Annotated in this window: 11 protein-coding genes; 3 read left to right on the top strand and 8 right to left on the bottom strand. The window is 48.8% G+C overall.

From position 1 onward, the window contains the following. Positions 1-151: 151 nt before the first annotated feature. On the top strand, positions 152-469 hold the full coding sequence (locus ACMUEV_RS05830) for a hypothetical protein (protein WP_190653056.1): 318 nt from the start codon (positions 152-154) through the stop codon (positions 467-469). A 55-nt stretch (positions 470-524) separates the two neighbouring features. On the opposite strand, the gene ACMUEV_RS05825 is transcribed toward ACMUEV_RS05830, so the two are convergent. Genes ACMUEV_RS05825 through ACMUEV_RS05815 form a run of 3 tightly spaced genes read right to left on the bottom strand, consistent with a single transcriptional unit; the run spans position 525 to position 4,040 of the window. Next, on the bottom strand, positions 525-1,139 hold the full coding sequence (locus tag ACMUEV_RS05825) for a heme-copper oxidase subunit III (RefSeq protein ID WP_017290202.1): 615 nt from the start codon (positions 1,137-1,139) through the stop codon (positions 525-527). Between the two features lie 57 nt (positions 1,140-1,196). After that, positions 1,197-2,957 carry a cytochrome c oxidase subunit I gene (gene ctaD / locus ACMUEV_RS05820; protein ID WP_190653055.1) on the bottom strand — a complete coding sequence of 587 codons (1,761 nt, stop codon included), beginning with the start codon at positions 2,955-2,957 and terminating at the stop codon, positions 1,197-1,199. A 9-nt stretch (positions 2,958-2,966) separates the two neighbouring features. Further along, positions 2,967-4,040 (bottom strand): cytochrome c oxidase subunit II, encoded by a 1,074-nt coding sequence (locus ACMUEV_RS05815; protein ID WP_017290204.1) that lies wholly within the window; start codon positions 4,038-4,040, stop codon positions 2,967-2,969. A gap of 304 nt (positions 4,041-4,344) precedes the next feature. On the opposite strand from ACMUEV_RS05815, the gene ACMUEV_RS05810 reads away from it, so the two are divergent. Together ACMUEV_RS05810 and ACMUEV_RS05805 are read left to right on the top strand one after the other, a co-directional pair. Continuing rightward, positions 4,345-5,265, top strand: coding sequence for a COX15/CtaA family protein (locus ACMUEV_RS05810; RefSeq protein ID WP_017290205.1), 921 nt, complete (start codon positions 4,345-4,347; stop codon positions 5,263-5,265). Positions 5,266-5,303: 38 nt separating this feature from the next. Beyond that, positions 5,304-6,275 carry a heme o synthase gene (locus ACMUEV_RS05805; RefSeq protein WP_415354741.1) on the top strand — a complete coding sequence of 324 codons (972 nt, stop codon included), beginning with the start codon at positions 5,304-5,306 and terminating at the stop codon, positions 6,273-6,275. 109 nt (positions 6,276-6,384) lie between these two features. Here ACMUEV_RS05805 and lpxB read toward each other — a convergent pair whose 3' ends face one another. From lpxB to ACMUEV_RS05780, 5 genes are all read right to left on the bottom strand, one after another. Next, positions 6,385-7,545: a lipid-A-disaccharide synthase gene (gene lpxB / locus ACMUEV_RS05800; RefSeq protein ID WP_190653053.1), complete on the bottom strand. Its 1,161-nt coding sequence runs from the start codon at positions 7,543-7,545 to the stop codon at positions 6,385-6,387. Between the two features lie 42 nt (positions 7,546-7,587). Further along, positions 7,588-8,394 carry an acyl-ACP--UDP-N-acetylglucosamine O-acyltransferase gene (gene lpxA / locus ACMUEV_RS05795; RefSeq protein WP_017290208.1) on the bottom strand — a complete coding sequence of 269 codons (807 nt, stop codon included), beginning with the start codon at positions 8,392-8,394 and terminating at the stop codon, positions 7,588-7,590. Positions 8,395-8,463: 69 nt separating this feature from the next. Next, complete coding sequence (fabZ, locus tag ACMUEV_RS05790; RefSeq protein ID WP_017290209.1) at positions 8,464-8,967, bottom strand: 3-hydroxyacyl-ACP dehydratase FabZ; 504 nt, start codon at positions 8,965-8,967, stop codon at positions 8,464-8,466. A gap of 21 nt (positions 8,968-8,988) precedes the next feature. Beyond that, positions 8,989-9,861 carry a UDP-3-O-acyl-N-acetylglucosamine deacetylase gene (gene lpxC / locus ACMUEV_RS05785; RefSeq protein WP_190653052.1) on the bottom strand — a complete coding sequence of 291 codons (873 nt, stop codon included), beginning with the start codon at positions 9,859-9,861 and terminating at the stop codon, positions 8,989-8,991. 2 nt (positions 9,862-9,863) lie between these two features. Continuing rightward, positions 9,864-12,191, bottom strand: a complete 2,328-nt coding sequence (locus ACMUEV_RS05780; RefSeq protein WP_017290211.1) for a BamA/TamA family outer membrane protein — start codon at positions 12,189-12,191, stop codon at positions 9,864-9,866. Positions 12,192-12,231: the final 40 nt, after the last annotated feature.

The raw sequence follows: 12,231 nt of genomic DNA, 5'->3' as shown, positions 1-12,231 counted from the left end.
AAATCTTTCTAAAGGCTGAACTTGATGACTCGCCTTGGGGGTAAGCAAATTCGCTTTCTTCCAAAAGAGTGACGAATTCTAAAGGAGGATTGCAAGAATCGAGGAGGTGTGGGCAAAACCTGTAAAACAATTTGATTTTAGGAAGAGAACCATGGCTGATTCACTGAGAACAATCGATGTAGACACCACGATCGCAGCCTTGCAGCAGGGTTTAACTGCGATCCCTGTTGAGCAAGCGATCGCAGTCATCGAAAGCTGGCAGCAGCAACTTCAAGGCACAGATTTAGCAGAAGATCTGGGGGATCTCAAACAAGCGTTAACTGATGGCGATACGTCTACGATCGCTCAAATCCTGAGTGATTTAGGCGAGGATACTTCGGAAGCTGCATCTGAGGCAACAGGAGATGTCGCAGTTAAGGTCGAGCAGCTAGGCGAACTTCTATCACAAGCCGGACAATCCCTGATGTAAGCCAACAAAAAGCGGATGTAGAAACCCACATCCGCTTTTTACTAGGGTTCTAACTCTAGAGAATATAGAGTAGCAAAAACAAAATAATCCAGATGACATCAACAAAGTGCCAGTAGATTTCTGCGGCTTCTACTCCGAAATGTTTTTCACTATTGTAGTGGTTGGGTTTCAGCGATCGCCAAAGCACCGCCAGAATCAAAATCAGCCCAAAACAAACGTGCAGCCCGTGGAACCCAGTCAGAACATAAAATGTACTTGCAAAAATGTTCGTCTTCAATCCGAACTCTAGATGAAAGTACTCATAAAGTTGACCCGCTAAAAACACAGCGCCCATCGCTGCAGTAATCGCAAACCACAGCCTTAAGCCTTTCACATCATTCTTCTTAATCGAAGAATCGGCATTATGAATCACAAAGCTACTGCCAATCAGAATCGCTGTGTTGATGCCAGGCAGTAACAATTCCAGTTTCGGAGTTCCTTCTGGAGGCCAAACCGGCGTAACGGCTCGAAATGCCAAATACGCCATAAACAGCCCCAGAAAGATCATGCCTTCTGCCAGCAAAAACACAATCAGTCCTGGAATCCGCAGATCAGGATGCTCGTGATGTGCCTCTGCCGCAGCTTCGTGATGATAGTTGAGAGAAGTTTTTGCAGGATCGATAGTGGTCATAGCTTTGAGCAATTAAAGGGCAAAGGATGAAAAGCAAAGTTTTCATCCTGACAGACGTTAGCGATTGTGACTTTCAGAACCTCGATCGCTTGGATCAGCCGCAACTACCGGATCAGGTTTCGCTCTCAAAGTTGAGCTTGGGCCAGCCGACAAGGCAGGATCACTCGCATCCGAGAACGGAACATCCACATCTTGCGATCGCGAACCCATCCCATAGTCATACGGACCTGTCGCTAAGACTGGATCAGCGTCAAAATTCTCAACCGGAGGGGGCGAGGTTGTCATCCATTCTAAGGTCAACCCCCGCCAAGGATTATCCCCCGCAGGCTCACCCCGCAACCAACTCCAAGTCGCATTGACAATAAACGGCAAGGTTGAAACTGCGAGCAAATAAGCCCCGATCGTACAAATCAAATTCAACGTCGCAAACTTGGGATCGTACTCAGCCACTCGGCGGTTCATGCCTTCGAGTCCCAACTTGTGCATCGGCATAAAGGCTAAGTTAAAGCCTACAAAGCTGAGCCAAAAATGCACCTTGCCCCAAGTCTCATTCATCATTCGTCCCGTGATTTTCGGGAACCAGTGGTAGAATCCGGCATATAGCCCAAACACACTGCCACCAAATAAAACGTAGTGCAGGTGAGCAACAATGAAGTAAGTATCATGGACGTGAATATCAAATGGAACAGAAGCGACCATTACGCCGCTAATACCACCCACCACGAACAGAGAAATAAATCCCATTGCAAACAGCAACGCTGAACTTCCGTCCAACTTGCCCCCCCAAAGCGTCGCCAACCAGCTAAAAATCTTAATTCCGGTTGGAACCGCGATAATCATCGTGGTGATCATAAAGAACATCCGCATCCAGGGCGGTGTTCCACTCGTAAACATGTGGTGAACCCAAACAATCAAGCCCAATCCACAAATTGCCAGACTAGAATACGCGATCGCTTTATAGCCAAAAATTGGTTTTCGAGCGTGAACCGAAATGATATCGGAGATCATGCCAAACACAGGCAAGATCATGATGTAAACGGCGGGATGAGAATAAAACCAGAATAAATGCTGATAAACGATCGGGTCTCCGCCACCCGTGGGATTAAAAAACGCCGTCCCAATCAGCACATCAAACGAGAGCAAAATCAGAGCACCCGCCAGCACTGGAGTCGCAATCAACGCCAAAATTGAAGTCGCGAACATTGCCCAGCAAAAGAGCGGCATCTGATTCCAGCCCATGCCGGGAACCCGCATTTTCCAAATCGTGACGAGAAAATTAATTGCAGCCAGAATTGATGAAGTTCCCAGTAGAAGCACGCTGAGAATCCAGATCATTTCTCCCGCTTTGCCTGTAATCAAACTGAGCGGCGGATAGTTTGTCCAGCCTGCTTCCGGCGCACCGACGAGGAAGCTACTCATCAACATTAGCCCTGCCGGGGGAATGATCCAAAACGCCAGCGCATTCAGTCTAGGAAACGCCATATCTCGCGCCCCAATCATCAAGGGCACAAGATAGTTGCCAAAGCCACCTGTTCCCGCTGGCACAATCCATAAAAAGATCATGACCGTCGCGTGAACGGTAAACAAACTGTTATAAACTTCGCGGCTCACGAAATCCGAATCCGGAGTTGCTAACTCCGTTCGCACCATCGTTGCCAGCACACCTCCAATCAGGTAAAACGCAAACGTCGTGACCAGGTATTGAATCCCAATCACTTTATGATCGGTACTAAAGCTAAAGTAGCGTCGCCAGTTTCCGGGTTCTTGCCCGTGAGCAGGGCGATTCGCTTGTTCTTGAAATTCGGCTGCTTGTGTCATAACAAATTCTTAAGAGGAATACGCTTCTGAGCCTTCGCTCATCGGGTGAAGCTGGTGCAGCATTTCAGGAGTAACCCCTGCATCCTGAGCATAAGGAGCAAGATATTCCGCATCAGTCATCTGTGCTGGACTGAGCGCGATCGCTCGGTTTTGTTCATCTGCCTGCGCCACTTTCATACTTTGTAGCCAAGCGTCATAGCTTTCTTGCGATTCAACCAAAACATGTGTCTTCATCGCGCCATGATACGCCCCACAAAGCTCAGCACAAATGACTGGATAGTCTCCTTCGACAGTCGGCGTAAACCGAATCTCAGATTGGCGACCCGGCACCGCATCTTGTTTTAAGCGAAACTCAGGAACCCAAAACGCATGCAGCACATCGTTAGCGGTGATATTCATGACCACAGGACGACCCACGGGTAAATGTAACTCACCAGAAATAATTTCGTCTGGGTAAGTAAATAGCCAAGCATATTGCATGCCTGCTGCTGCAATCGTCAGCGGTTCTTTTCCGGCAGGAATCCTGCCAACCTTGGGAGATTCAATGCCCATCACCGGAGCATCACGACGAGCGGGAATGTCTTCTTCAACCGCATTTGTGACTGGATTTTGCTTCACGGCTGTATCTGTGGCTTGATTGGGATCAACGTCTGCGATTAAAGGAGCAGCGATTGCAGATCCCTTCATCTGATGATGTTGTCCATGCGCGACCGAATGATCCATCGGGTCGAAGCCACCTTCAGAATTGTAGATATCAAAGCTATAAATCGAAATGCCTAACACAATGATGGCAGGAATCGCTGTCCAGACAATCTCGAGCGGAATATTTCCATGAACTGGATCACCATCGCTTTCATCACCTGACTTCCGACGAAAACGTAACAATGCGAACACCAATACAAAGTTAACGAGCAGGAAAATACCTGTCCCAATCGTTAACATGGCATTGAATAAATTATCGACCAGTGGCGCAGCTTCTGTCGCCGCCACGGGAAGCAGGTTATGGTTTTGACCATACCAGAGGCTGACAAGCGTCAAAACAATGCCTGCAAGAAGAGTTGAAATTTGACTAGGAATATTCACGGCTCACCCATCTTGCCTTTACGACTTCAAGAGTTCTAGATCCTGGTCTAGTCTCCTTCCACGGTAGGTCAGGTTGCCCAGAAAATGCCCACTTTCAACCTGAACTTTAAGATTTTCTTTGGGATCTAGCTGAAAGTATTACAGGATACCGATTTGGTTTTTCTCAAATCCGAAGAATTCCCAAAGGTCGCAGGCGTTCTAGGATTCCATGTCTAAAGTAGAGCTTAGAGCGGATGCTCTCGCAATTGATAAACTTTTATTTTGTTTTGGACAGTTTTAGTAATCTGCCCCGCGAAATACCTCTATGTCTGATTCATCGTTTAACCCCTCAACGCTCGTTCGACCCGCTGCGGCTCGCAGTTGGATTACGCGGCTCGTCTTTGCGCTCGCAATCTCAACGTTGTTCTTGATGGCACTGGGCAGCGCCACACGCGTCATGAACGCAGGATTGTCTTGCCCGGATTGGCCCTTGTGTTATGGCGAATTTGTCCCTCGTGCGCAAATGAATCTAGAAGTCTTTCTAGAATGGTTTCACCGATTGATTGCAACCTCGATCGGGTTTGGCGCGATCGCACTAGTGGCAGTCGCTTGGTGGTTCCGACAAGACCTGCCAAAATGGACACCCTGGGCAACCGTGTTTGCACTGTTTCTCGTGGTTTTCCAAGGTGTTTTAGGAGGTCTAACTGTTACAGAATTGTTACGGTTTGACATTGTGACTGCACATCTTGGAACTGGCTTGTTGTTCTTTAGTACTTTGCTGGCGATCGCAACGTCTTTAATGCCCTATCAGGGAACCGGAACGGTCGGTAAGCTGCGCTGGTTCGGTGTTGCTGCAACTGGCTTTGTCTATTTTCAAAGCATTCTGGGCGGCTTAGTCTCTTCTCAGTGGGCATTGCATCAATGTTTTGGACAATCGCAATTATGCAGCGTGATGAATAGCCACATTGCGGGAATTGTTCCACCGACGATCGCAGTTTTATCTTTGGTGATTTTGGCTTGGCGGACTCCGGCGCTGCATCCTCTCCTCCGTCGTTTAATCAACGTAGCGGGATTGTTGCTTGTTCTTCAGTTAACTTTGGGCGTTGCAACATTCAAGCTACGGCTACAGGTTGAACCTTTGACGGTTGCCCATCAAGCTACTGGAGCCGCACTGCTTGGGACTTTACTGGTGTTTACGGTTTTAGCGCTGAGAGACTCGACTCCAGCCCTCGAAGCCGAAGCTTAAACCTATAGTTCTACTCTCTCGTTTGACCAGGTATGGAAATGCAAAATTCAGCGACAGGCGTAATTCGCCATAACCAAGATGTTCTGCAAGTGATTAAAAGCTATTGGCAGTTAACAAAGCCAAGAATTATCTTGCTGCTGCTCATCACGACTGCAGGCGGAATGTGGATCGCAGCTCAAGGTCAAGTTGATCCTGTGTTGTTGATCGTAACTTTGTTGAGTGGTACGTTTGCCGCAGGCTCAGCAAATACGATTAATTGTCTGTACGATCGCGATATCGATTACATCATGGAACGGACTCGCTCTCGTCCGCTCCCTTCTGGGCGGGTGAGTCCCCGAGATGCCTTGATTTTTGCGATTACGTTAGCAGTATTATCATTTGGCTTATTAACCTATTTCGCGAATCTGCTCAGTGCTTGCTTGGCAATGTCAGGCATTTTCTTCTACGTTGTCGTCTATACTCACTGGCTCAAGCGTCACAGCACCCAAAACATTGTAATCGGTGGTGCGGCGGGCGCGATTCCTCCGCTTGTGGGTTGGGCTGCGGTCACAGGGGATCTGAGTTGGGCAGCTTGGGTCTTATTTGCGATTATTTTTCTTTGGACACCGCCCCATTTCTGGGCGTTGGCGATTATGATTCGCGAAGATTATGCCAAAGTTGGCGTGCCAATGTTGCCCGTTGTTGATGGCAATGAACCAACCAGTAAGCAAATTTTTTACTACACGTTGTCTTTGATTCCGGTTTCGCTCTTGCTCGTTTATCCACTGCATGTGATGGGAGCAGTTTATGCGACGATCGCGCTTTTGTTGGGCGGAATTTTTGTTCAGAAAGCTTGGAAGTTGATGCAGGCTCCATCGGATTTGATGGTGGCTCGATCGACGTTCAAATATTCGATTCTGTACTTAATGCTGCTCTGTGCAGGCATGGGAATTGATTCGCTGCCGATGACGCATCAGATGGTCAGCACGATCGCTCAACACATGCAAACGGTGATTGGCGCATTGCTTTAAAGACAGATCTCAAAACAGACACAATCCCGTCGAGTCGGAGTTTTTTTTGGAAGCTCCGACTTTTGCATTTTTGCACATCGACAGAGTGTTGAATCAGGTTTTCCAGCTTCTATCCCACCATTTCCAGCATTGATTTCGCTGCTCGACGACAGGCACCAGGTTCACCTAATACTCGTCTCATTTCTTGATAATCGGCGATCGTTTTCTCCCGCTTCTCTGTCTGCAACAATTCCATTGCCGATCGCGCTAAATTCTCTGGGGTTGCTTCATCTTGCAGAAACTCCGGCACAATCTCTTTCATTCCGACTAGATTGGGTGGCGATGCAAAGGGAATTTCCAATTTCAAAATATGCTCAGCCACCCAAGCCGTAAAAGGAGCTAATCGATACATCACAACTTGCGGAACATTCAGCAGTGCAATTTCGAGATTCACCGTTCCCGATTTTGTAATCGCTAAATCCGCAGCAGCGATCGCGTTCAAGGGTGAGCCTTCTACAATCACCGCATTTAAGCCATATTGTGCGATCGCGCTTAAAATTTGCGATCGATACCGTTCCAACGACAAGGGAATCAGAAATTTCACATCGGGAAGTTTCGCCTGAATCTGCTGTGCCGCGCCAAAAATTGCAGGCAGCATGTATTTAATTTCTTGCTGACGCGAAGCAGGAACAAGCACGATCGCCGTTTCATCGGACGAGATCCCTAACTTTTCGCGAGCAGAACTCCGATCAGGTGCATCTTTCATGCGATCGATTAAAGGATGTCCGACAAATTCAGTTTTCGCACCATGTTCGGCGTAGTATTCAGCCTCAGCAGGAAAGATCGAGAGAATGCGATCGCTAATCTGCACAATCCAATCCGTTTTCTTCTGATTAATTCTGACCACCCATTCTTGAGGCGCAATAAAGTACACCGTTGGAATTGTGGGCAAGTGCTTCCGCACATATAAGCCAATGCTGATGTTTGGATCGCTATAATCCATCATCACAACGAGATCGGGCGGATGCGCTTGGAGATATCGCTTGGCTTGTTTCTGAACTTTCAGCGTCGGCAGAAGGTAGGGTAGACCTTCAATAATCCCGATCGACCCAATTCCGACCGTATTGCCGAGAAGTTTTACACCTGCTGCTGCCATACGATCGCCGCCGAGTGCCAGAATTTCGATATCGATTCCGAGTTCGCTGGCTTGTTCGTAGAGAGCTTTGACGAGTAATGAGCCTTGCAAATCGCCAGAGACTTCGCCCGTGCTAATAAAAATTCGCTTTTTCATAACTCCTTCTGTCTCGATCCTCTGATCCGCAAACACAGCGAATCAGTCCTTCAACGTCGCACTCGGAGTCAATCCTCTACGCCCTGGCAACATTGACAGTTGCAGAAATCGCTGAAAATGCTGGACATGCTCATTTTCGGGCAATAGATCCAATCGCTCTAACGCCTCATTCATCGCCAAGCCCGATCGAAATACAGTACGATACGCTTTTTTCAACAAACTCAAATCTTCTGACGAAAACCCCGATCGCTGCGGGCCGACCTGATGAAATGCCCGAATCCGAGACGGATTTCCTTCAACAATCACAAACGGTGGCACATCTCGATCGATGCGACTCATGCCTCCAATCATCGCATGTCGCCCAATCCAGACAAACTGATGAATGCCCATCACGCCACTCAATCTCGCCTTCGATTCAATATGCACATGTCCCGCCATCTGCACCGAATTGGCAATAATCACTTGATCCTCAATCACGCACTCATGCCCCACATGCACATAAGCCATGAGCAGATTGCCATTACCGATGAGCGTAATGCGATCGGCAAAGGTCGGGCGGTGAATCGTGACATATTCTCGGATCTGATTGCCGTTGCCGATTCTCACTAGCCCCCGCGATCCGTCGTATTTCAAATCTTGGGGTTCAAGCCCGATTGCAGCACCCGGAAAAATCTGATTCCGCTCCCCAATCTCAACCCACCCTTCAATCACCGCATGATGCCCAACACTTGACCCCGCACCAATCTTTACGTGTTCTCCAATCACAGCATATGCACCAACTTGGACGGTTGGGTGAAGTTGAGCATTCGGGTGAATTACAGCGGTCGGATGGATCAAGGTTGGGGCCATAGCGAAGGGTAGAAGGGTTAAAAGGAAGACATAGCCGCGATCGATACATAGGCTCAGATCGCACTAATCTTAATCGACTAGCGCAAACATTAAATCACCTTCACACGCAAGTTGTCCGTCAACTTCGGCACGACCGCGCATCTTTCCAAATCGACGACCCTTGACTGAAAGCAGTTCCACAGTCATAACCAGTTGATCACCTGGCACAACCGGACGACGGAATCTAACACCATCGATTCCAGCAAACATGAACAAGCCCTCTTGCACATCTGCCATTTGAGTTAAAACAACGCCACCAACCTGTGCCATCGCTTCAACAATCAGCACACCCGGCATAATCGGGCGACCTGGAAAGTGCCCTTGAAACTGAGGCTCATTAAACGAGACATTCTTAATTCCAACCGCCAATTTTCCAGGCACAAAATCGATAATGCGATCGACTAAAGCAAACGGATAGCGATGCGGCAGAAGCTGATGAATCTCCTCAGTGGTGAAGGTTTTCTTCACTTCAGGCTCAGCGGGAGTCTCAACATTTTCGAGCGGTGCAGTATGGGTTTCGATCACGGTTGTCATGGGCGGGTAAGGAGTATAGAACTAAAAATGTGCAGGTAAAATCTCAGACAGTTGACGCACGAGTTGAGTATGCAATTCATGACTCGCCTTGTACGCCAAAAAATGAGCCGTTGGCAACGTCCCCAATAAACTGAGATCTCCTATTAAGTCTAGAAGTTTATGGCGCGCTGGTTCATTTGAAAAGCGCAAAGGTGGATTTATCCATCCTTCACTACTGCAAACCAACGCATTTTCAAGTGATCCGCCTTTAATTAAACCATTCGCTCGTAACTGTTCGATCTGATGAGCTAATCCAAATGTTCTGGCTGGAGCAATTTCGGTGGCAAATGTCTCTGGATCAAATTTCCAACTGTGCCATTGATTTCCGATCGCGCTGAGATCAAAATCAATGCCATAAGAAAATCGCAGTTCGCTCGATGGCAATGCCGCCACAAATGCATCGCCATGACGCACGAATACAGGTTCGGAAATGACGATCGCAGATTTCTCTTCGGTCTGCTCGACAATTCCTGCTTGGGCGATCGCGCTTGTCCACGATCGCGCAGAGCCGTCTAATAAGGGAATTTCCGCTCCATCGACTTCAATGCGAGCGTTATCAATGCCCATGCCTGTGAGAGATGCCAGCAAATGCTCGACTGTGCGAATTCTGGCATCTCCATTTACCAGTTCGGTTGACAGCATCGTTTCACGCACCGACTCAATTCGAGCCGGAATCTCAGGCGCACCAGGTAAGTCTGTCCGAACAAAATATCGTCCTCGTCCTGGCTCAGCAGGTAACACTCTCGCTGTCGTTTCTTCGCCGCTATGCAGTCCGACTCCATAACAAGAGAAGCTTTGACAAAGTGATCGTTGCACCTGTCGAGTCTTGCGCCCCTGATTCTGCGTGCTTACCATGTTTAGAATCGCTCCCCAAAGCCGAAGCGAATGTTGTTGCCGCCTTGATCATTCCAACCAAAGTCGATCCGAATTGGACCTAAGGGCGATCGCACTCTCACGCCAACTCCATAGCCCAAACCGCTGCCAGGTTTCCCCCGCACACCTGCCGGATTTCCTGGAACCTTATCGCCTGATCCGAGATCAGTCGCGGCATCGACGAATAGCGCGCCCGAAATAATCGAGAAGATCGGGAATCGGTATTCTGCGGTCGCTTGCAAGTAGCTCTTACCACTTCCGACATCGCCTTCATCGTAACCGCGTACCGAGTTGGTTCCACCCAATGGAAACGCTTCATACGGCGGCACATCTCCCAGGATTGTTCCACCTTGAATGTTGAACGCAAAGGCTTGGGCACAGCGCCCTTGAGGTTGGTTCTGCAAATCAACTCGACGGGTATCGCGATCGCGACATTCAGGCGTAAATTTCGTCAATCGAGTCGGAATGTAGAAGCTATAACTTCCCCGCAATCGGTTGAAGAAAATACTGCCTGACCCAATCGGTAGCGATTGTTCGGTACTAAATTGCAGAACGGAGCCGCCTGTCGGTTGCAGAAAATCATTTCTGCGATCGCGTCTCAGTACTAACTGCCCGGTGAACAAATCATCTTTACCCGAAGGATCAAAGGTCAGCGGGTTGCCCAATTCATCGACTCGGCGACGAATTCCATCCGCATCGGTTGCGGTGACTCGTTGATACTGTAATCCGAGTGAAGCTGTCCATTCGGCTCGCTCAAACACATTGCGCGACAGCGGACGGGCAAAGCTAATGCCGCCACCTGTTCGGTTAATTCTGGGTCGATCGCGATCTTCATTTCCCAGTCGAACTTCGGGATCACCCCCATCAAAAATCAGCGAAATCGTTCTGCGTCGGAACACGCTTAACGTGTAAGAAGTCCGGTACGGATCACCTGCAATCCAAGGATCAGTAAACGACAGTTCATACTGCTGATCTCGCTGACCAATTTGCACTTCAGCATTCAGCTTTTGGTTGTTCCCGCCAACGTTTTGCTGTCCATAGCTGAGACTTCCAAAGAAGCCACTAGCTGAACTAAAACCGCCCGCAAGCCCAATATTTCCGGTATTTTTCTCGACGGCATTTACGACAAGAACCACTTTTCGGCGATCTTCACCCACATCCAAAGACGGACGGAGATCTTCAAACAGTCCTAGTCCAAATAGTCGTTGGAAATCGCGCTCTAAAATTTGACGGTTAAAAACTTGTCCAGGCTTTAATTCGAGTTCGCGCGTAATAATAAAGTCCCGCGTTCTACCCCGAATCGGATTGCCTTTGGCATCGCGATCGCTGCCTTCTTTATTAATAAATCGAACCTGAATTCGCTCGATTTCACCTTCTGCGACCTGCAAGACAACTGTTCCGTCTGGGTTAATCTGCGGCTGTTGTGCGTTAATCACCTGCGCCAAGACAAACCCACGATCTTGGTAGTATTTCGTCAGTTCTTGAATGCCGCTCTGCAAATCTCGGAAGTTCGTAATCTTGCCGTACTGAGGGCTAAAGATTCGATTGACCACATCTGCGGGTACGACTTTGCTGCCTTCAAGCTGTACCGACTTCAACGGCGGATTCGCAGTTACTTCAAACGTGACCCGCACTCCAAGCGGTGTATCTTCCGGGGTCGCTCTCACATTCGAGAAAAATCCAGTCGCAAAGATGGCGTTGATATCGTTTTGCAACTGCGATCGCGTTGTTGTCCGTCCGGGCTGAGTTTGAATCACGCGATAGACTTCTTGCTGCAATTCCCCGTCAACACCTGAGACAACGACTTCAGACACTAACACTCTTGGCTCAGCTTCAGCGGGAGGTTGGGTCGGTTGTCCGGGTTGGGAAGTTGGCTGCTCTGGTTGAGGAGTTGGCTGCCCTGGCTGTAAAGGCTGGGTTGGAACCGCTTCTGAAGGCGTTTCTGAAGGAGTCTGCTGTCCTTCAGGCGTAATCGGTGCGGTTTCTGGAACCGTTGGAAGAGTCGGCGTAGTTGGCGTGATGGGAGCCGTTGGATTAATTTGAATCCGATCGGGCGTTTCTTGCTCGATCGTTCCTGCCTGAGCGATTACTGGAGCCATTTTTCCGTTCAGTCGCGTCTCGACAGGCTGGCTCGTCTGCATCACAGGAGTCGTTTTCACAACGACATCTTTTGCAGAAGGTTTAGATTTGGAAACGGTCGATCGATCCGTCAATTTAGCTGGCTGAAGGGGCGATTTTGCCTCAGCAGAATGCGACAAGCCAAGCGTTGCCGTCAACGCAACCGCAGCCATCACAACAGGAGATAAGCGCATAGTATTCACAGTTTTTCGCACGTCCTCACACTCTTTCTGC

It is taken from the genome of Leptolyngbya sp. FACHB-1624 (assembly GCF_047649235.1).
Classification (GTDB): Bacteria; Cyanobacteriota; Cyanobacteriia; order Leptolyngbyales; family Leptolyngbyaceae; genus Leptolyngbya; species Leptolyngbya boryana.
The sequence above is the reverse complement of the archived record's forward strand: the minus strand, read 5'-3'. Positions and strand labels throughout refer to the sequence as shown.